18 protein-coding genes are annotated in these 22,093 nt (G+C 31.3%); 12 read left to right on the top strand and 6 right to left on the bottom strand.

Annotated features, from left to right (window positions below; genetic code table 11):
- The first annotated feature begins 84 nt into the window (after nt 1-84).
- The 8 genes from NHF47_RS01450 to NHF47_RS01415 all read left to right on the top strand — a co-directional run bounded on the left by NHF47_RS01450 (nt 85) and on the right by NHF47_RS01415 (nt 9,681).
- Nucleotides 85-306: a hypothetical protein gene (locus tag NHF47_RS01450; RefSeq protein WP_252763251.1), complete on the top strand. Its 222-nt coding sequence runs from the start codon at nt 85-87 to the stop codon at nt 304-306.
- Nucleotides 307-320: 14 nt separating this feature from the next.
- On the top strand, nt 321-833 hold the full coding sequence (locus tag NHF47_RS01445; RefSeq protein WP_252763250.1) for an RDD family protein: 513 nt from the start codon (nt 321-323) through the stop codon (nt 831-833).
- Between the two features lie 24 nt (nt 834-857).
- Nucleotides 858-2,198, top strand: coding sequence for a dGTP triphosphohydrolase (dgt, locus tag NHF47_RS01440; protein WP_252766048.1), 1,341 nt, complete (start codon nt 858-860; stop codon nt 2,196-2,198).
- A 14-nt stretch (nt 2,199-2,212) separates the two neighbouring features.
- Nucleotides 2,213-5,026, top strand: a complete 2,814-nt coding sequence (locus tag NHF47_RS01435) for a hypothetical protein (protein ID WP_252763249.1) — start codon at nt 2,213-2,215, stop codon at nt 5,024-5,026.
- A 220-nt stretch (nt 5,027-5,246) separates the two neighbouring features.
- Complete coding sequence (locus NHF47_RS01430; protein WP_252763248.1) at nt 5,247-6,575, top strand: T9SS type A sorting domain-containing protein; 1,329 nt, start codon at nt 5,247-5,249, stop codon at nt 6,573-6,575.
- An 89-nt stretch (nt 6,576-6,664) separates the two neighbouring features.
- Nucleotides 6,665-8,023: a T9SS type A sorting domain-containing protein gene (locus tag NHF47_RS01425; protein WP_252763247.1), complete on the top strand. Its 1,359-nt coding sequence runs from the start codon at nt 6,665-6,667 to the stop codon at nt 8,021-8,023.
- Nucleotides 8,024-8,140: 117 nt separating this feature from the next.
- Nucleotides 8,141-8,758: a response regulator transcription factor gene (locus NHF47_RS01420; protein WP_252763246.1), complete on the top strand. Its 618-nt coding sequence runs from the start codon at nt 8,141-8,143 to the stop codon at nt 8,756-8,758.
- A gap of 95 nt (nt 8,759-8,853) precedes the next feature.
- Nucleotides 8,854-9,681 (top strand): hypothetical protein, encoded by an 828-nt coding sequence (locus NHF47_RS01415; RefSeq protein ID WP_252763245.1) that lies wholly within the window; start codon nt 8,854-8,856, stop codon nt 9,679-9,681.
- Between the two features lie 5 nt (nt 9,682-9,686).
- Here NHF47_RS01415 and NHF47_RS01410 read toward each other — a convergent pair whose 3' ends face one another.
- From NHF47_RS01410 to NHF47_RS01400, 3 genes are all read right to left on the bottom strand, one after another.
- Nucleotides 9,687-10,346: a tRNA1(Val) (adenine(37)-N6)-methyltransferase gene (locus tag NHF47_RS01410; RefSeq protein ID WP_252763244.1), complete on the bottom strand. Its 660-nt coding sequence runs from the start codon at nt 10,344-10,346 to the stop codon at nt 9,687-9,689.
- 64 nt (nt 10,347-10,410) lie between these two features.
- Nucleotides 10,411-10,941 carry a ribosome maturation factor RimM gene (rimM, locus tag NHF47_RS01405; RefSeq protein ID WP_140997279.1) on the bottom strand — a complete coding sequence of 177 codons (531 nt, stop codon included), beginning with the start codon at nt 10,939-10,941 and terminating at the stop codon, nt 10,411-10,413.
- 16 nt (nt 10,942-10,957) lie between these two features.
- On the bottom strand, nt 10,958-11,506 hold the full coding sequence (locus tag NHF47_RS01400) for a 30S ribosomal protein S16 (RefSeq protein ID WP_140997280.1): 549 nt from the start codon (nt 11,504-11,506) through the stop codon (nt 10,958-10,960).
- A gap of 170 nt (nt 11,507-11,676) precedes the next feature.
- Between NHF47_RS01400 and NHF47_RS01395 the strand changes: the two genes are divergently transcribed.
- Complete coding sequence (locus NHF47_RS01395) at nt 11,677-12,363, top strand: DUF6252 family protein (RefSeq protein WP_252763243.1); 687 nt, start codon at nt 11,677-11,679, stop codon at nt 12,361-12,363.
- Nucleotides 12,364-12,414: 51 nt separating this feature from the next.
- Here the strand turns inward: NHF47_RS01395 and NHF47_RS01390 are convergent, their stop codons facing one another.
- From NHF47_RS01390 to NHF47_RS01380, 3 genes are read right to left on the bottom strand one after another with little or no spacing between them, the layout of a single operon-like run.
- Entirely contained in the window at nt 12,415-15,027 is a 2,613-nt protein-coding gene (locus tag NHF47_RS01390; RefSeq protein ID WP_252763242.1) for a carboxypeptidase-like regulatory domain-containing protein, read from the bottom strand.
- A 3-nt stretch (nt 15,028-15,030) separates the two neighbouring features.
- Nucleotides 15,031-15,849 carry a GLPGLI family protein gene (locus tag NHF47_RS01385; RefSeq protein WP_252763241.1) on the bottom strand — a complete coding sequence of 273 codons (819 nt, stop codon included), beginning with the start codon at nt 15,847-15,849 and terminating at the stop codon, nt 15,031-15,033.
- Between the two features lie 56 nt (nt 15,850-15,905).
- Nucleotides 15,906-16,160, bottom strand: coding sequence for a hypothetical protein (locus NHF47_RS01380; protein WP_252763240.1), 255 nt, complete (start codon nt 16,158-16,160; stop codon nt 15,906-15,908).
- 266 nt (nt 16,161-16,426) lie between these two features.
- On the opposite strand from NHF47_RS01380, the gene dnaE reads away from it, so the two are divergent.
- From dnaE to trxA, 3 genes are all read left to right on the top strand, one after another.
- Complete coding sequence (dnaE, locus tag NHF47_RS01375; RefSeq protein ID WP_252763239.1) at nt 16,427-20,947, top strand: DNA polymerase III subunit alpha; 4,521 nt, start codon at nt 16,427-16,429, stop codon at nt 20,945-20,947.
- 70 nt (nt 20,948-21,017) lie between these two features.
- Nucleotides 21,018-21,605, top strand: coding sequence for a peroxiredoxin-like family protein (locus tag NHF47_RS01370; protein ID WP_252763238.1), 588 nt, complete (start codon nt 21,018-21,020; stop codon nt 21,603-21,605).
- 136 nt (nt 21,606-21,741) lie between these two features.
- Nucleotides 21,742-22,059: a thioredoxin gene (trxA, locus tag NHF47_RS01365; protein WP_130735788.1), complete on the top strand. Its 318-nt coding sequence runs from the start codon at nt 21,742-21,744 to the stop codon at nt 22,057-22,059.
- Nucleotides 22,060-22,093 lie beyond the last annotated feature (34 nt).

Genomic DNA, 22,093 nt, shown 5'->3' with positions numbered 1-22,093 from the left:
AAATAAACAGTCATCAAACGATGGCTGTTTTTTGTAAAGTAGAATTGCATTTCAATTCGTACCTTTGGAACCAAATAAAAAATCATGTCAAAAGAGAAAAAAGGAATTTATACTGGAAAAATTGAGCAAGATGAAAAAGGGAATTTTTTCTGTGGGGAATATTTATTAGATTATAAATATACAACAGCTAAGTTTGCCATTGGAGATGAAATTACCATTAAATCGGTAATTGAAAACCCAAGTGATATTAGTTATGATCAATATCCCAAAAAAACGAAAGATTTCGTTTTGGCAGACAAAGCTTAAATTGTAAAATAATTATGGATACAAGACAACAGATAATTCACATTACTCCTGACATGTTAGCGACTAAGCAAAAACGGTTTTTGACATTTTTAATTGATTATATCATGAGATTTGTAATCATTTTTGTTATTGGAGTTATTTTAGGATTAGCAGTCTATTTTACAAATGATACTGATTATTTATCGTGGTTAGATAATTTAAATAGAGTGGAAGAAGTTTTATATGAGTTACTCCTCGTTGCTCTTTACTATATTTTTATGGAAAGCATTACAGGAAGAACAATAGGAAAATACATTATGGGAACAAAGGTTCTTATGAGAGACGGTACTAAACCTGAAGCGGATAAAATTTTATTACGAACTTTGTGCCGTTTTATTCCTTTAGAACCCCTTTCTTTTTTTGGAGACAATTCAAAGGGTTGGCATGATACATTAACAGATACTGTTGTTGTAGATATAAAGAAATACAACCAAATAAAAGATTCACAATTATCACTTTCTGAAATTGGTAAAGAATCTAACTATTAAAATATTAACTTCTACACTCAAATGATGCACTGGGAACAATTACTTTCATTAAAAAGACAAGGCGATACAGCAAAACGACTGCGAAAAGACCAAGACGATACGCGTTTGGGTTTTGAAGTCGATTACGATCGTATTATTTTTTCAGCTGCTTTTAGAAGTTTGCAAGATAAAACCCAAGTCATTCCACTTTCCAAAACTGATTTTGTGCACAATCGTTTAACTCATAGTTTGGAGGTTTCCGTGGTGGGAAGGTCTTTAGGGCGTTTGGTTGGGAAACAAGTGTTAGAAAAACATGGCTATTTGAAAGAATTGGGGTACCAAATGAACGATTTTGGAGCTATAGTAGCAGCGGCTGCTTTGGCACACGATATTGGTAATCCACCTTTTGGACATTCGGGAGAAAAAGCCATTGGAGAGTATTTTAAAACAGGAAACGGTTTGCGTTTTAAAGCGCAACTATCCGATAAAGAATGGCAAGATTTAATCGATTTTGAAGGAAATGCGAATGGTTTTTCGGTTTTAGCTACTTCTAGAGAAGGTATTGAAGGTTCGTTGCGTATTTCCTATGCGACTTTAGGTGCTTTTATGAAATACCCAAAGGAAAGTTTGCCTAAAAAACCCACCTCAAAAATATGTGATAAGAAATACGGTTTTTTTCAACAAGATAAAGTTTTCTTTACCGATGTTGCTCAAGAATTAGGGCTTATACCTAATAAATCAGGAGAAGATATTGGTTTTGAACGTCATCCTTTGGCTTATTTGGTAGAAGCAGCCGATGATATTTGTTACACGATTATCGATTTTGAAGATGGTATCAATTTAGGCTTAATTCAGGAAGAATTTGCTTTGGAATACCTAATCAAATTGGTTAAAAATGGCATTGATACGAATAAATACCATCAATTGACTACAAAAGAAGATCGTATCAGTTATTTGAGAGCTTTGGCTATTGGAAGTTTAATTAACGATGCGGTGAACGTTTTTATGGACAATGAAGAAGCTATTTTAAAAGGCGATTTTCCGTATTCTTTAATGGACAAAAGTCAGTATATCGCTCAAATGAAAGACATTATTAATATTAGTATTAAAAATGTGTACCAATGTCGTGAAGTGGTTCAAAAAGAAGTCATTGGTTATAAAATTATCAACACCTTATTGGATAAATTTTGTACGGCCTATCATAATACCATTGAAGGCAAAGCCTCAAATTACGATACCATTGTCTTAAAATTATTACCCGAACGTTTTCTACATCCTAAAGAAAGAGTGTATGATCAATTACTGCATATTTGTCATTTTGTTTCTCTTTTAACCGATGGAAAAGCGCTTCAAACCTACAATATCATTGAGGGAAATCCTAACTAAAGCCTGCTTTCAAAGTGAAACGATTCTTTGGTGTTTTTCTGCTTTTCTTTTTTTGGAGTTCAGCACAATATAAAATCAAACAATACAATACGTTAAATAGTAATTTGCCTCATGATTTGTGCTATGGTTTAGAGCAAGATCATAACGGATTTATTTGGATTGGTACCGATGATGGATTAGCTAGATTTAATGGTTCCTATTTTAAAAATTATACATCTAAAGACGGGCTTTTCTCGAATTATGTTATTGATATTACTACTTATGCTAAAGATACTTTGGCTTTGGTTACTTGGGGAGGAGGAATGCAACTCTTAGCAGAAGATCGATTCATAAATATAGGTGAAAAACTCAAGCTAAATAAAATTAAAAAGTTTAATCAAGGCCTTTTTACGAAAGGTGTTTATTATGTTTTTTATCAGAATAATGATGCTAAAAGGAAGGAATTCATTTTTTTGAATAATCAGAGTATTGTTATTGAACCCAAAAAACAAAATCCTGATGTTATAAACTGTTATCCTAATTTTGAAGTTGTTCACGACCAACTTTATTTCTTCAGTGATTTCAACGAAGTTAAACCCTTCAAAGGAATTTATAAATTTGAGGAGGAAGCTTTAAAAAAAGATTTTCTCTTTTTAAATGATTATGAAATTACTGGATTTGGAGCTATAGATGCCACTTCCTACTTTGCCACTTTTCAACATAAAATGGTTTTCTTTACGGATAAAGGTATTAAAAGAATAGAGTCAATCCCATACCAAAATTGCCGCATCAAAAAAGCGATTTATAAAGAGGATGTTTTAGTCATGATACTTTATAATTTAATAACAAAAAAAGAAGAATTGTTCATTTATGATTTGAAGCTTAAAAAACAACAATTAATTCCATCTACAATTATTGAAAATCAATTAATAAGTGATGTTCTTTTAGATGTTGAAGGGAATATTTGGGTAAGTACGTATGGAGCTGGTTTATTTAAAATTTTTAAAGAAGACGTTTATATTGCAAACCATAATATTACTTCAGAAAATATCATCGATGTTTTTGAAGGCCATAAAAAAGTATATTTTATTGCAGCTCATAAACTCTTTCAAATTGACAAAACAACACAAAATATAGATTCTATTACTGTTGATGAAGAGTTATGGCGTTTTGGAACTAATTCCAATGAAAATAAAAAAATTAGAATTTTTAAACGAAGTAGTAGTAATGATAGTCATGAAGTTAAGATTTTTGACAACATATGTATTACGAATCAAAAACCTGATAGCGTTGCAAACGAAGCAATTCGAACCACTTTTATTGAGTATGATATTACTATTGAATCTAAAGGAATAAAGAAAAAATATTTACTTAAAAATAAAATAAGAAAGGTTCTCTTAAAAGACGACAAAGTATATATAGCAACTACAAACGGATTGCTTATTTACGATGTGAACACTAATGCATTCAAATTGCTATTAGGAACTAATAAAGACTACGCCAATAATGATATTAAAGATATTGCTTTTATTGATGATACACTTTGGATGGCTACTTCAAAAGGGCTATTAACATTAGAAAATAATAAAATTATAAATTATTCTAAAGGCAATGAGTTATTAGAAGCAGGGCTAAACTCTTTATGTGTTGATCATCATAATGTCATTTGGTTAGCCACTCAAAAAGGTTTTTCGATTTTTAAGGATAATACATTTTATAACTTTTTTTATAAAGATAAAGAGGTTTCGACATTTACACAGAAAGTGTACGAAGACATAAATAATATCATTTGGATAATTGGGAATAAAGGGGTTTTAAAGGTAAATAACCAAAATGAGTTTCAATCTAGAGAAAAACCAAAAATAAATGTAACACAGAAAGGTTTGATTTTTAATGTTGATATTATTTCTTTTTCTAAGATTGAGGTTTTAAAAGAGTATAAAGTAAATCAGGAAAATTGGCAAAAACTGACAGAAGCAGAATTGGATTTTAAGAATTTTCAATATGGGAAATATACCCTTCAGTTTAGAAGCAGGTTGCTTAATTCGGATTGGGTATATTCAAAGAAATACACTTTAAATATTAAAGCTCCTTGGTATAAGCAATCGTGGAGTTTGTTGTTAATTGTATTTTTATCTGGAGTTATAGTTATTGGAGTTATATACATTCGCTTAAAACATGTTCAAAAAAGAAATCAATTTTTACAAGCTACTATTTTAAAAAATGAAATATTACAAACTGAGTTAAGCAGTGTAAGAGAGAATGTTGCACAAGATTTTCATGATGAATTAGGAAATAAATTAGCAGGAATAACCGTGCTATCTGGGATGATAATAGAAGATGAAAAATTTAAAAAAACAGATTGGTTCAAACAATTGGAACGCATCAATAAAGATGCACAAGAACTGTATTTTGGAATTAAAGATTTTATTTGGAGTATCGATAGTAAAAATGACGATTTAAACGAATTGATTTTTTATCTGAAAGATTTTGGTGAAGAATTATTTGCTTCAACTAAAATTGAATTCAATATTGAAATTAATATCGATAATACAACAATAAAATTGCCTTATTATTGGTCGAGACAACTTTTATTGTTGTTTAAAGAAGCCATGACAAATACCTTAAAATATTCTGAAGCTACTCACTGTGTTTTGAAAATAAAAACAAAAAAGAACAAACTAAAAATAATCTTTTCAGATAATGGAAAAGGGTTTGATAGTGCTACTTTAAAACGGAAAAACGGATTATTAAATATGCATAAAAGAGCCAATAAAATTGATGGCAACCTCACCATTGAAGCGATTAATGGAACTGAAATAACTTTTATAAGTAAGCCTATTTTTTAAATTAAGAGAAATAAGCAAAATAATCCTATAATTAAATAGAGAAGAAATAATAATAGCTCTAGCTTATTCTCTTTAAAAAAAGAACGTATTGTTTTCATTTTATTGGAATTTGGGGAAAGCAAATTTTACAAAAAAGAACCAATAAAAAATCACCCTCAATGGGTGATTTTTTATTGTAGGAATAAAGAGAAATTTGCACCAATTTTAATAATTACAACTTATGAAAAAAATTACTTTTTTGCTGCTATTATTCTTAAGTAAATCTCTTTTGTCACAAAACCTAGTTATTCCAGATATAAATTTTAAAAATGCACTTTTGGAACACGGCAACTCTATTACGAGTCCAATCATTTGGAAAATAGATACCAATAATGACGGAGAGATTCAAATGTCAGAAGCCATTGCATATGAAGGGTCGATAAATGTAGAAAACAAAAATATAACCGATTTAACAGGAATTGAAGCTTTTGAAAATATTAGGTATTTATTCTGTTATTCCAATGAACTAACAAGCTTAGATGTAAGTCATAATACAAAATTAATTACATTATATTGTCAATACAATCAATTAACAACTATAGATGTAACTCAAAATAATTTGTTGAAGTATTTTTATTGTGGACATAATAGGTTTTCTAATTTGGATATTAGTCAAAACATACAATTAGAAAGTTTTGCTTGTTGGAACAACCAAATTGATAATTTAGATGTAACTCAAAACACCCTTTTGCAATATTTTCATTGCGATGAGAATGCTATTTCTAATCTAGATGTAACTCAAAATACCAATTTAACGTATTTGTCTTGTAATGGTAATTTGTTAACAACACTCAATATAACAAATAATACGCGTTTACTTGAAATACATTGTGGTAGAAACGATTTAAATACTTTGGATATTTCCCAAAATCAAGATCTAACAGATTTGTCTTGTAATCAAAACAATTTATTAGCATTAAATCTTAATAATAATCCGAACTTGGAGTTTTTAAATTGTCATAGAAATGATTTAATAAATTTAGACCTTTCATCCAATTTAAATCTTTCTAAATTATATTGCGGAGAGAATAACTTAACGTCTTTAGAATTAACCCAAAATCAAAATTTAACTGAGATTTACTGTTTTGGAAATAATCTAACCGTTTTAAATGTTGCAAATGGGAATAATACTAGTATTGCAGAATTTAGTGCTATAAATAACCCAAGTCTAACCTGTATCCAAATTGATGCTGGTTTTGTACCAGTTAATAATTGGCTAAAAGACAATTCAGCTTCGTTTAGTGAAAATTGTACTTTAACTACCAAAGATTTTATTTGGAATGAATCTGTTTTTTGTTATCCAAATCCAACTTATGAAAAGCTAACAGTTGGTTTAAAAAGAAATCAAAAAATTGATAAATTAGTATTAACCACTTTAGAAGGGAGAGTAATTAGTACAATAAAGAATACAACTGAAATGAATTTAGAGTCTGTCGTTGCAGGAGTTTATCTGTTAAGAGTAGCAACTGAAGAAGGTAAAATATATACTCAAAAAATTATAAAAAAATAGTGTATAGAAACATAAAAAATCACCCAAAAAGGGTGATTTTTTATTGAAAACAAAATTTCAAATTTGCACCAATTTTAAAAATAACAATTATGAAAAAAATTACTTTGTCTTTTATTTTTTTGTTTCTTACGTCTGTAAATTTATATTCGCAAACATGGGAAAGCATAGGTAGTGCTTTTACCGGAAATTATTTTGAAGGAAAGGTTGCTTTAAATTCTGATGGGAATGATGTCTATTTTATTCAGAAATATGATGACGGTGTCTACTTTCATGGTAAAGTAAAAAAATATGCAAATAATTCGTGGGCTGATTTTGGAACCGATTTCTACACTCCTTATAATTATTCTGTTTTTTTTGATTTGAATTTAAAGATTTCATCTGTAAATGAAGCTTATATATCTTATTCAACTTTAAATGGAACAACAGTTAAAAAGAATAATGCAGGTAATTGGTCTACTTTAGGAAATGCAACATTTTCTGATGTTAACGGAAGTATACAATCTGTTTTAAAAACTAATAATCAAGGAATACCTTATTTTGCATTTACAGAAAATACTGGAAATAGACTATCAGTTATGAAATTAAATGGAGGTAATAATACATGGGAATATGTAGGAAATCCTAGTTTTAGTACTTGTAGTGGTTTATCTACTATGAGTTTTGAAATTGCCCCAGATAATACACCATATGTGGTTTATGAAGATTGTGTTTTAGTTAATGGAAGTTATGTTTATCGAATTGTGGCAAAAAAATTTAACGGAAGTTCTTGGGTTACTGTTGGATCAGGAGTTGTTTCTGATGGTAGTTCAAGTGTTGCTTCATTAGCTATTGGAACTGATAATGTACCATATGTTGTTTATGGAGATAGTAATCAAGGATATAAATTAACAGTAAAGAAATTTGATGGAGCTAACTGGGTTGTAGTTGGTTCGGCTGGATTTACGCCTTCTACAGCTAATAAGCTAGTTTTAAAACTGGATTCAGCTAATAATCCAGTTGTAGGTTTTAAAGATAATGCAAATTCAGGAAAAGTATCTGTAATGAGATATAATGGTTCTATTTGGAACTCTGTTGGAACGTTAGGTTTTTCAACTTCAACTATAACAGAATTAAGTATGGACATTAAATCGGATAAAATTGTAGTTTGTTATAAAGATAATAGTGGTTATAATATTAAAAAATTAAGTACAACATTGTCTAAGACTTTATTTGATCTTAATAATCAAATTTCAGTCTATCCAAACCCTGTAAATGATGTTTTAAATGTAGCTGTATCGAATAACCAAGAAATAGCAAAGATTGAGATACTTGCTTTAGATGGAAGAACTGTTCAAGAGGTTGCAACAGGTGCTTTTGTCAATTTGGAACATATTTTGTCGGGTATTTATTTGGTAAAAATAACCTCTAAAGAAGGAAAAACAGGTGTGCAAAGAATAATTAAAAAGTAAAAATTATTTTGTTTCTGTTTTTAGCACAAGCCATAGTTTTACTATGGTTTTTTGCTTTTGAAAATGACAGGTAAAATTGTGATACATTTGTAAAATAAATTTCACGCTATTTTAATAATGAAAAGAATTGTTTTAATTGAAGACTATGAATTGGTAAGAAACACTTACAAAGAAATGATTAATTCTACAGAAGATTTTGAAGTGGTAGGTGATTTTGAAAGCTGTGAAATAGCCATTCCTAAATTAGAAGAATTGCAACCTGATATTTTGTTTATGGATATTAATTTGCCAGGAATGAATGGAATAGAAGGTATTAGGATTATTAAGAAACAATTTCCAAGAGTAGCAATCATTGTAATTACAGTTAATGAAGAATCAAATTATGTTTTTGAGGCTTTATGTGCGGGTGCTGTTGGCTATATTACAAAAGTAAGTGGAAAGCAAAAAATTATAGAAGCGTTAGAACAGTTGAATCAAGGAGGAGCACCTATGAGTATTAAAATTGCTCGAATGGTGGTAGAATCGTTTCAAGAAAAAAAATTAAACGAACTTTCCAATCGAGAAAATGAAGTAGTAACACTTTTAGCAAAAGGGAAAAGTTATGCAGCGATTGGTGAAGAATTAAATGTAAGTATTAATACAATTAAGACGCATGCTCGAAATATTTATGAAAAATTACATGTAACATGCAAAGATGAGGTTATCAAAGTGTATAATTCAGCAAGGAACAAGTAAAAACAGTTAAGTTTTACAAAAATCACCCGTTCAGGGTGATTTTTTTTGCTTTTTTACATCTTATTTTTGGGACAACAAATTTAAAAAATATGAAAATGCAGTCTATTAAAAAAGCATTGTATGCCTTCATGGCAACCCTGATGTTTATCTCGTGCAGTAAGGAAGATAACGAGTTAGAAGTGAGACAATTTGATCCTATTAAAGACAAAGCAATAGGAGAAACTATTACTTTGAGTAACGACAAAGGAATTCCTTTTCCAGAAGGGAGTAAAGTGTTTAAAAATGATGATGGAGTGTTTACTATTGTTTTACCAGAAAATATGTATTATTTGATTGCAAATGATACTCGATCAAGACAATTAAGTAAAGTAGCAGAAATTAGTGTACATTGCGATTGTACGCAAGGTACAGATTGTAGTCCTTTAAAAAAAGATGGGGTTTACTATTGTATAATGGCCTCTACCTGTAAAACGTGTGAAAGAAAGGTGTATTCTAACTCGAGAAGTGTAGTGCTAAAAGGAATAATTAATGTTAAAGAAGAGGTGTCGTTAATTAATACGTCTGATAAAAAGGAATATAAATGTATGAAAACAGAAGTACTTAATCTTCCAGAGGTAAAAACAGGGATAAATAATTTTTATTTAAAAATATATAATGGTAATATACCTGATTTTATAAAACAAAATAAAGAGATTTCTTCAAAAGAATATGTTTATGTAAAGGCAAATGTTTTTGGTTATACTATGGTTTTGCCTGTTTTAAGAAATTCAATTGAGTCGCATAATTCAAAAGAAATTGAGATAATAAGTAAAATAACATGTGATTGCGATTGGGGTACTGGTTGTGTTAAAAAAAGAGCTTTTGGAGGAGTCTATTGTGATTCAGGACCAGATTGTGCATCTTGTGTAATGTATGATAACTAAAATAATTACATCTTCAAATAAAAATCTTGGGTGAGCTTGATATATTCTGGAGTGTATTCATGACGAGAAATTTCAATAGTTAATTCGTCTATTAAAGGAGTTTGTTGGATTCTTGAAAAAGCCAGCAAACTTCTTTTAATTTCCGTAGTTGGGGTGCCTTTTACACGAGTGATTTGTAAAGGATACAATTCAAAAGAGGCTGCTAAAGCTAAAAACCGATTTTCTTCTTTATAAGGAATGATAACTGCAAAAATACCTTGCTCTGAAAGCAATAAATCAGCCGCTTCTACTAAATCTTCAAAAGGTAAAGCGTCTTCGAAACGAGCTAAATCTCGTTGTTCATCTTCAGTTTTGTAATTCTCAGTGTAAAAAGGAGGATTGGATACAATTAAATCATATTCATCTTCAGGTTCTTCCATAAATTCATCAAGACCTGCATGAAAGCAAAATAAGCGGTCGTTCCATGGTGAAGCCTCAAAATTATCAGTAGCTTGTTCAAAAGCAGCAGCATCAATTTCGATAGCATCAATTTGTTCTGCATTGCTTCTTTGGGCAAGCATTAAGCTCAAAACGCCAGTTCCTGCACCAATATCAAGAATGTTGTAAGGATTGTTTATCAAGGGTGTCCATGCACCTAATAGAACCCCATCAGTGCCAATTTTCATAGCACATCGTTCTTGATTTACTGTAAATTGTTTGAATTTAAAAACCGACAAAATCTACTCTTTTTTATGAACCTAAATATAAGTCAACTAATCCCACAGGAGTGTTAAGAATTACTTTTTTGTTGCCTCTATCAATTTTTACAATAAAATCATCTATCATGGGAACCAAGATTTCGATTTCACCATTTAGAATTTCAAAAAGAGGTTGTGCATTACTATCGTTCACCCCTTTCATTGTGCCAATAGTTCCTAAACGTACATCTTCAACTTCAAAACCTACAATTTCATGATAATAAAACTTATTTCCTTCTAATTTAGGCAACATGGAAAGTGGAAGATAAATTTCACAATTCATAATTTCATCAGCCGCAGCTTCTGAATCAATATCTTCAAAACGTACCCGTAAAAATTTATCTTTGTGAAGAGCACTTTTTTCAATAAAAAAAGGAACCAGTGATTTGTTTAATTCAACAAATACTGATTCCAAATTTTCATACAATTCGGGTTCGTCTGTATCTAAATAGATTAAAACTTCCCCTTTAAAACTAAATTTTCTCGCAATCTTGCCTAAATAGAAACACTCTTTTTTATGCATTATTACGAATTAAAAATTAAGCTTCTGTTTCTTCATTGTTTTCTTCAACAGCTGGAGCTTCTTCAGCAGCAGCTTCTTCGGTTGCAACTTCAGCTTCCGCTTCAGCAGCTTTTGCAGCTTCCGCTTGAGCAGCTAAACGTTTCTCGTTAGCTTCTTTTTCAGCTTTCAATGCTTTCGCTTTAGCATCTGCTTGTGCTTTGCTTAAACCGTCTTTTTTAGCATCAACTTTACCAGCTTTTTCTTCTAACCAAGCTGCTAATTTAGCATCAGCTTGTTCTTGAGTTAAAGCACCTTTACGAACTCCTCCATCTAAGTGGTGTTTTAATAAAGCACCTTTGTAAGATAAAATTGCTCTTGCAGTGTCAGTTGGCTGAGCACCATTGTGTAACCATTGTACAGCGCTATCTAAATTTAAATCGATAGTTGCTGGGTTAGTGTTTGGATTGTAAGTTCCGATTTTGTCTAAGAATTTACCATCTCTTTTTGAACGAGCATCTGCTGCTACGATCCAGTAAAAAGGTTTCCCTTTTTTACCATGTCTTTGTAATCTAATTTTTACAGGCATAATCTTTTGATTAATGTTGAGGTACCCGACCTCAGTTATTTAAGGGTGCAAATGTACAAAACTTTGTTTTACAATAGTATATGTTTTGCAAAAATATTTTTATGATTTTTATGTTAAGTTTGAATTAAAAAAATTATTTTTGTCTAATTATGTACTAAACAAGATATTAAATGAAAAAAATAATTGCTTTAATGGGATGTGTAATAATGGTTACCTCATGTGTGAATGAAACACAAGTTAATAACCCAGCATTTCAAGCAAAATTAAACGATAGTAACTGGAAATCACAAGAAACTTCATTAGCAATAGGGCCTAATGGGGGCTTGATTATTACCGCTTTAAGAGGGAATGAAGAGTTGGTTTTAACCACAAGTTCAGCCAATCCTGGAACCTATCTTTTAGGAACTACTAATGAAGCTAATTTTGCCTCTTATAGCTTAAAATCTGGGATTAACACTACAACGTATGATACAGGTGCTTTTCCTGGCCCAGCTTTTGTAACTCGAAAATTAACCTCTGGAAATGGATATGCCAATGATGATTCTGCTTTAACAACAGGAGGTTCTGGTAGTGGATTGGTTTTTCGTATAACAGTAAATAGTATTGGTGCAATTTTAACAGACACTATAAAAGCTAGAGGCGCTAATTATGTAACTGGAGATGTAGTAACTGTTGAAGGAGGAAATAATAATGCGACTTTTAGAGTGGTGAACACACAGCAAAGTAATGGTGAAGTTGTTATTGAAAAAGTTGAAGATGGTAAATATACAGGGTCATTTAAGTTGAATGCTGTAAATGATAGTGGAGAAGTAGTTACTTTTTCTCAAGGGATTTTCTACCGATTGCCTTTAAATTAAAAAGAATCAATTATAGTATAAAAAACCATCTCAAAAGAGATGGTTTTTTTGTTAGAATCTATAGCGGACTGTAAGTAAAGCGTATCTTTCAATTAAAGGAATACTTCTCGTTGTAATCGTATAATCGTTTAAGGAAGTAATTTTAAATTCATTTTCGTTCCATAAATTATTCAATACCATTCGGTAAGAAAATTTACTCTTTTTAGGAGTATAGTTCAATTCAGCATTTAAGAACGAATAGGTTTCATCTAGCCAATATACATCATTTTTTAATGCTACTATAAAGGTTTCATTTAGTTTGTAATTTATAGCGAAATTCGCTTTGGTAATCACATTGCTACTTTTAGAATCATTAAAAGTAGTATAACTTCTATTTTGGGTAACCATAAAATCAAAATTATAGGGTTTTTCTAAATAAGTAGTTCCAGATACGATATAAGTACTAAATAAAGTGTTAATTGTATTGAAATCACTTGTATTTACTTTTACAGGTGCTGAGGTCCAATTTTGATCCGTTTCTAATTTGGTTGCCATTTGTATTTTTCGAATGAAATACAGTAACTTAAAGTTAAATCGATAACTATCTCCGCCTTCTACAAAAGAGGTATTGTTGAAAATAAAATTATTTGTTATGGTGGTTTCTGATGCATTAATTTTTCCCGATTTGGTATAAGACAAACTACTAGTGGTAGAATAGCGAATGGAACTTCCTGAATAATGATGCGATAATGTGATACTCTGACTTTTTAAAACGGGCAATTCTTGGTTTACAATTCCTTTAGAAAAATTTCGATAACTTATCAATTGATACTTTTGAAGTAAAGCTGAAGTTTGAGGTAGTGTTTGATTGAAACTATGAAATAAGCTGTAAGTACCTGTTTTTTTACTATCGTAATTCAAACCATTATGGGCTCTGTAAAGCACGTATCGTTTAGAAAAATTTTGGCTTTTAAAATCGTTAAAATCAAAAGTAATTTGAGAATCTAATTTTAAATCCTCTGTAAATTCATATTTAATGCCATTATCAACGCTAATGGTGTTTTGTTTAAAATCTAAATTGGTACTGTATTCTGAATTTTGAGTGTTTTCAACTAAAAAATTGGTTTTGTTTTTTTCGGTACTACTTTCTAATTTAACACCTATTACGTGTTCTGTTTTTTTGTATTTGGAAATGAGTTTGCTCTTAATTCCAGTAAAAAGAAGGTTATTGTTAACTTCTTCTTTAATAAGTGCTTGACTATCGATTGCGAAAAAATCATTTAAATAGGGTGAAATAATTTTATTTCTTTCCGTCAATTGATCGTTTCCAAAATAGAGATAATTCACTAAAACCTTGTTCCCTTTGATTTTATAAGTATGATACAAATGATTGTAAAAACTGTAATTGTTATTTCTAGAGTTTACAGCTACTAAATCTTCATTAAACAAAATGTTATCCTTAATGCGTTGGGGGTTGTTTTTAAAAATCAAATTGGCTGTAAAATAGTTTTTTGAGTTGGCCGTATATTTAAGTTCTAGTTCACTGCCTATTTTTTTATTTTGTAAACTATAGTTTTTTTGCTCTGAGGTAAAAATAGGATTTGGTTCCACTAAATATTCCGTAGAAGACAAGCTATTTTGTATTTGCTCGTCTAAAGCAAAGTAACTCACACTGCGCACCGAAAAATCGGGTTTGATTTTTGTATTAAAAGCTAAAGTATTAAAAAAAGCATCGTTAAAAATACTTTGGGTATTACTAAAAGTGGTGTTTTCTCCACTAAATGAATGAAACACACTTCGTGCTTCTTTTTCATATCGGTCTTGTCTGTAAATATCAAAAGAAGCAAAACTTTTAGAAATTTGACTGCTGGCTTTAGTTCCAGAATTGTTGTAATCGGCTAAGTTTAATAATTTGATTTTTTTACGAATCAATCCTATATTTAAACTTTCTTTCCAACGATTCTCTGAAACAACTCCTGCACCTAAAGTAAGGTTTCCAAACCAAATGTTTAATAGATTTTTTTTCAATTTTAAATTCACGGCAACAGCCTTAGAATCACCTAATTGTTTTAATATAGGATTGTCTTCAAAATTTTTTAAAATCTGAACGGCATCCAACACTTTGCCATCTAAATTTTTGGACAATAACTTATAATCTTGATCAAATAAATCATCTCCTTCTATTAGTAGTTTACTAATGAGTTTTCCATTAGCTTTTATTTTCCCATCTTCTAACACTTCAATACCTGGAATGCGTTTTAAAACATCTTCTACCGTTTGTTCTGTGTCATTGGTAAAGTATTTGGTTTTTATGGTTATAGTATCACTATCCACTTTTATTTTTTGTTCCGTTTCTAATACCACTTCATTTAATACTTCCGTTTTTTCTAGTAATTCAAAGGATTGCGTAATAACTGAATTTTCTTTTAAAACTAAGCTTATTTCTTTTTTTTCATAACCTAAACTCGATACTTGTATTACAATCGTTTCTCCTTTTTTAGCGGTTAAGGTTAGAGAATAAGTGCCTTGTATATTGGTGTAAGTGTAGCCCAACATGTTTTCAGCTGTATCTAAAACAATAACAGAAGCATTGTTAATACTTCTGTTATTGTTTTCTATATTACCAGTAATTGTATATTGTTGGGAAAAACAAAAGGTAGTAAAAAATAGTAAAAAATATTTCATTTATTATTCTGTAGTTTCAAGATATAAATTTTCCATTTTCTGTTTGGTAGGAATGTATTTAGGTAATTCTTTAGCGATTAGTAATGATCTTTCGTATTTTTGTTCTATTAAATTATTCGCATGTTTTAAATAAGTGTCATAACGAAACCATTGTGTGAATCGTTCTTCTACATCTTGTTTGATAAAATCTATTTTTATTGGTTCTTTTAGAGGATATTCGATATTTTTAAAATAAAAATAAATTTTATATTCACTATCATACGCTTCTAAAACCAAACCAGGTAATCCATTTAGTTTCCAAGGGCCATATGGAATGGGGATTTCCTTGGTGTACCAAACGGTGTAGTCTCTCCCTCGAAAAGTGGCTGTGGCTTTATGGCAAGTGTACTTGCCTATTTTTTTTGTTTCTTTTTCAAATTTCCAATTAATAGTGGGTTTTTTTTCTTTGATGTAAATATTACCCATGCCCATTACATACGACCATAAAGTATCTTTTTCGCGATCAAAATACACTTGGTTACCTACATAATTAACGATTTGTCTACCGCCTCTTACATTAATAGATGATGAAACTCCTTGATCCTCGTTTCCTTCTGTAAATATAGGTTCAATTTGTGGTTCAGCACTTTTTTCTAAAGAATCTTTTTGTGTAACAAAATAAGAACGCTTACTATCAAAAGTTAATTGAGCTTTATATTCTTCTCCTTGTTTTTGTCCGTAAAATAAACTTCTTATGTACCCATAATTCACAATGCCTTGTTTTTCTTGGGCATTTAACATTAAAGGTAATAAAACTAAAAGATAAAAAAATTGAAACTTCATAAAAATTTATTTGATTCTCCTCATCTAGTGATAATAATAAATGAGGAGAAAATTAATTACTGAGGTGCTTGAGTAAGTTCAGTAGCTAAACCTGGTTTGTCTTTAGCGCAAATCATATTAGCAACTTCTAACATTTCTTCAAATGTAGCACTATCATGGATTGATTCTTGATAGTTGTTGTATTTGCAATAAACTGTAAAAGTTTTTGTACCATCCAATTTTTTTGATTCTTCTGGTTTAGAAATCTCTTCATTGTTAGCTTGGATGAACAAAGATGCGCTCAATGCTCCGATTAAAAATAATTTTTTCATACTTGAAAATTTATAAGTTTATATTAATTACTTAATGCAAAAAAAAGAAGAATATTTGCGATTTCAAAAAGATTAACTAAAAATTATTATCTAAAATTGTGCCAAAAATAACCTATTAATTTTACTTTCATTTTTTGTTTTCTTGTTAACAACTAAAATTGTGCATCATTTTTAATAATTGTATTTTTGAACACTACCAAATTTTGTGATTTGGAATTTTTATTTTTTGGAATTTTACCCTATAATTATTTGGAAATAAATCTATTATGTATTTAATCTTCGATACGGAAACCACAGGATTACCTAGAAGTTGGGCTGCACCCATAACCGACACCGATAACTGGCCTCGTTGTATACAAATTGCGTGGCAATTGCATGATGCTATGGGAAATCTTATCGAGCATCAAGATTATTTGGTAAAACCAGATGGATTTAATATTCCGTATGATGCCGAACGTATTCATGGTATTTCTACCGAATTAGCAGAAGAACAAGGGGTGTCTTTGAGTGAAGTACTGGAGAAATTCAATATAGCACTTTCCAAAGCCAAGTTTGTTGTAGGTCAAAATGTAGGTTTTGATGTTAATATTATGGGCTGCGAATTTTACCGAATGGGTGTTGCTTCCGAAATGGCAAAAATGCCTGTTTTAGATACTTGTACAGAAGTTACAGCCGAATTACTAAAACTACCAGGAGGTAGAGGTGGTAAATTTAAGTTGCCTACCTTGACTGAATTACATGAATATTTATTTGGAGAACCTTTTGCAGAAGCGCATAATGCAACGGCCGATGTGGAAGCAACCACACGTTGTTTTTTAGAATTAATCAAAAGAGAGGTCTTTACAAAAGAAGAATTAGATGTTGCTCCCGATTATTTTACACGTTTCAAAGAAAATAATCAGACTGAAATTCAATTAATTGGGTTACAGCACATCAATTTAAAAGCAGCTTCAGACGCCATTCGTAAAAAACTGCAAAAAATTGAGCAAGAAAATGTTCAAACAACCATCTCTGAAGAAGATAAAAAAGATTTTTCTAAGGCGAAATTCGCGCACTTACACAATCATACCCAATTTTCAGTTTTGCAATCGACTATTGCGATTCCTGCCTTAGTTGCTGCAACTGCAAAAAACAATATGCCAGCTGTTGCGATGACCGATACTGGGAATATGATGGGAGCTTTTCACTTTGTGAGTGCAGTTATGAATCATAATAAAGCCGCAAAAGCAAAGATTGAAGCGGCCATTGAAGCCGGTGAAGCGCCTACTGATACTGAAATAAAGCCTATTGTAGGTTGCGAATTTAATATTTGTGACAATCATTTGGATAAAACCAAAAAAGACAATGGCTATCAGGTGGTTTTATTAGCAAAAAATAAAAAAGGGTATCATAATTTAGCAAAAATGGCTTCCATCGCTTATGTAGATGGGTTTTATTATGTTCCTAGAATTGACAAAACAATTGTTGAAAAATACAAAGAAGATATCATGGTTTTGTCTGGGAATTTATACGGTGAAATTCCTAGTAAAATTTTAAATATTGGTGAAAACCAAGCCGAAGAAGCTTTGATTTGGTGGAAAAATCAATTTGGAGCCGATTTCTATTTGGAAATCATGAGGCACAATCAAGAAGATGAAAATCGGGTAAATAAAACCTTAATTGAATTGGCTCAAAAGCACCAAGTAAAATTGGTTGCAACCAATAATACATTCTATCTGAACAAAGAAGATGCGAATGCACATGATATTTTATTGTGTGTGAAGGATGGAGAAAAACAAGCAACCCCTATTGGTAGAGGAAGAGGATATCGTTACGGGTTACCCAATCAAGAATATTATTTTAAGTCGGAAGAAGAAATGAAAAAACTTTTTACCGATTTACCAGAAGCCATTATAAACATCCAAGAAATAATTGACAAGGTCGAAATTTACTCTCTTTATCGAGATGTATTACTGCCAAAATATGATATTCCTGATGAATTTGTAGATCCTGCCGATGCTGAAGATGGTGGTGTTCGAGGTGAAAATGCCTATTTAAGACATCTTACTATGGAAGGTGCCAAACGCAGGTATACTGAAATTACTCCAGAAATTCAAGAACGGTTGGATTTTGAATTGTTAACGATTTCCAATTCAGGTTATCCAGGTTATTTTTTAATTGTACAAGATTTCATTGCAGAAGCTAGAAAAATGGATGTTTCTGTTGGTCCAGGTCGTGGTTCTGCTGCGGGTTCAGCGGTAGCATACTGTTTAGGAATTACTAATATAGATCCTATTAAATACGATTTGCTTTTTGAGCGTTTCTTAAATCCTGATCGTGTATCCATGCCCGATATTGATATTGATTTTGATGATGAAGGACGTGGACGTGTGATGGATTACGTAATTAAAAAATACGGAGCCAATCAGGTAGCGCAAATTATTACGTATGGTAAAATGGCAACGAAATCAGCTATTCGAGATACCGCTCGGGTATTAGATTTACCTTTGTTTGAAGCGGACCGAATTGCTAAATTAATTCCTGGAATGATGCCTTCCAAATGGAATTTGGCCCGATTCATTTCTGAAAAAGAAGAAGAGGTTAAAAAAGCCTTACGTTCCGATGAATTTGATCGGGTAAAAGAATTAATTGCTATTGCAAACGAAGGTGACTTAGCGGGCGAGACGATTCAGCAGGCGAAAATATTAGAAGGTTCCATGCGTAATACCGGAATTCATGCGTGTGGGGTTATTATTACACCTTCCGATATTACCAATTATGTTCCAGTAACAACGGCTAAAGATTCTGATTTATACGTAACCCAATTTGATAACTCTGTTGCGGAAAGTGCAGGATTATTAAAAATGGACTTCTTGGGTCTGAAGACCCTAACCTTAATAAAAGATACGGTTAAATTAGTTAAATATCGAACAGGAATCCAACTCAATCCAGACCAATTTCCTATAGATGATCCAAAAACCTATGAGTTGTTTCAAAGAGGGGAAACGGTTGGAATCTTCCAATACGAGTCACCCGGAATGCAAAAGTACATGAAGGATTTGAAACCAACTGTTTTTGGTGACTTAATTGCCATGAATGCGTTGTATCGTCCAGGTCCTTTGGAATACATTCCCTCATTCGTAAGAAGAAAAAATGGAGAAGAACCTATAGTATATGATTTAGATGCTTGTGAAGAGTATTTAGGTGAAACCTATGGGATTACAGTATATCAAGAACAGGTAATGCTTTTGTCTCAATCTTTAGCAGGATTTACTAAAGGTGAAGCCGATGTCTTGCGAAAGGCTATGGGAAAAAAGCAGAAGGATGTATTGGACAAAATGAAGCCTAAATTTGTAGAACAAGCGGCTGCAAAAGGGCATGATGCTACTGTTTTGGAAAAAATTTGGAAAGACTGGGAAGCTTTTGCCAGTTATGCCTTCAATAAATCACACTCCACTTGTTATGCTTGGGTAGCTTATCAAACTGCTTACTTAAAAGCACATTATCCAGCGGAGTATATGGCTGCTGTGCTTTCTAATAATATGAACGATATTAAGCAAGTTTCTTTCTTTATGGAAGAGTGTAAACGTATGGGATTAGCCGTTTTAGGGCCAGATGTGAATGAATCCTATTATAAATTTACTGTAAATGAAGATTATGCGATTCGTTTTGGAATGGGAGCTATTAAAGGTGTGGGTGAAGGAGCTGTAAATACGATTGTTGAAAACAGAAAAGAGGGCAAATACAAATCGATTTTTGATTTAGCCAAACGAATCGATTTACGTGCCGCCAATAAAAAAGCGTTTGAGAATTTAGCTTTAGCAGGTGGTTTTGACTGTTTTTCAGATACACATAGAGCACAATATTTTCATGATGAAGGTGATCATATTACCTTCTTAGAAAAAGCCATGAAATATGGGGCAAAGTTTCAAGAAAATGAAAATTCCTCTCAGGTGAGTTTATTTGGAGATGCTTCCGAAGTACAAATAGCTGAACCGGTTGTTCCACCTTGTGAAGAATGGAATACCATGGAAAAATTAGCCAAAGAAAAAGAAGTAGTTGGGATCTATATTTCCGGTCATCCTTTGGATGATTACAAATATGAGATGAAATATTTCTGTAATGCGAAGTTAGAAGAGCTGAAAGATTTAAATAATTTCGTAGGTAAAAATATTAGTATTGGCGGAATCATTACCAGAGTAGAACACCGTGTGGCAAAAAATGGAAAAGGTTGGGGAATGTTTACTTTGGAAGGGTATGACGAAACCTATGAATTTAGAATTTTTGGAGAAGAATACTTAAAGTTCCGACATTTTTTAATTCAAAACAATTTTACCTTTATTAAATTGGTAGTAAAAGAAGGTTGGGTGAACGCTGAAGGGAAAAAAGGGGATCCAAGATTGCAGTTTATAGAAGTGAAAATGTTGCAAGATGTGTTGACTACTTTTGCTAAAAAACTGATTTTACAATTTAGTATCGCCGATTTAAGTGAAAGCTTAATTCAATCTTTGTATGATTTGTTTACCAAAGAAAAAGGCGAGAATACTGTTACTATTGAAGTCATGGAGTTGGAAAAAATAAAGAAACAAATCATCGAAACAGTTGAAGATGAAACTATAGATGTGAGTGATGATACAGATTCGGAAGAAGCATTAGAGTCGGTTGCAATTGCTCCAACTATTAAAGAGGTGGAAGAAATAAAAGTGGTGACCAAGTTGAGTATGCCGAGTAGGAAAATGAAAGTTAAAATTTCTAACGAGTTATTGCAGGAACTTGAAAGCATGCAAATTAATTTTAAACTCAATTAATGTTAGCTAGATAACACTGTAAAAAAGAATGGTAAAATACCTTTGTGTCTTTAATTTTAAAGTCATACAAATGAAAAAAAACGTATTCCTCTTTTTGTTGCTAAGTTTCATAACGTATTTACCTGCTCAAATAGCAGATAAACCAGAAAATATCGCGCCCTTATTAATTGGAGAAAAAATACCTAATAGCACTCTACAAGATGTGCAAGGAAAAACCAAAAACACCAATGAAATCTTTGTTCAAAAGACGGTTTTAATTGTGTATAGAGGCGGTTGGTGTCCTTATTGTAATGCGCAATTGGCAGATATGCAAGAGATAGAAAAAGATATTTTGAGTTTGGGATACCAAATTATTGCAGTAAGTCCAGATGCGCCTTCTTTTTTAAAAGAAACAATTGAAAAGGATCATTTAGGATATCAATTGTATGCTGATAGTAATGGCGTTTTCTCAAAAGCTTTAGGGATTGCATTTGCAGCACCAGAAAAGTACAGCAAAATGTTAGGAAAATATTCCGATAATAAAAACACCAATTGGTTACCAGTGCCAACGGTCTATGTTTTAAATGAGAATCAAGAAATTGAATTCTTATATATTAATCCCGATTATTCCAAGCGATTAAGTGGTAGAGTGTTACTAAATGTGTTAAAGAGTTTATAAATTCAATTTTTAAATTGGGCTATAATTAAAATTTATATTAATTTAGAAAAATTGGAATAATTATTTTCTAAATTTGTAAACGAGTAATAAAAACTCAAAATTAGTTTTAGGAATTTTAAATATAAAAATAAAGAAAATGGCATTAGCAATTACAGATGCAACTTTTGAAGAAGTAGTATTAAAATCAGATAAACCAGTAGTAGTAGATTTTTGGGCAGCTTGGTGTGGACCATGTAGAATGGTAGGACCAGTTATTGATGAAGTGGCTACAGAATATGACGGGAAAGCAGTTGTAGGAAAAGTAGATGTAGACGCAAACCAAGAATTTGCAGCAAAATATGGTGTTAGAAACATTCCAACTGTTTTAGTATTCCAAAACGGAGAAGTAGTAGGAAGACAAGTTGGAGTTGCTCCTAAAAAAACTTATACTGATGCAATCGATGCATTATTATAATTGATTTACAATGAAATGGAAAGCCTAACTTAAT

The organism is Flavobacterium sp. NRK F7, assembly GCF_024054195.1.
In the GTDB taxonomy this organism is placed as follows: domain Bacteria; phylum Bacteroidota; class Bacteroidia; order Flavobacteriales; family Flavobacteriaceae; genus Flavobacterium.
Note: the sequence above shows the minus strand (reverse complement) of the source record. Positions and strands in the feature narration are given on the sequence as shown.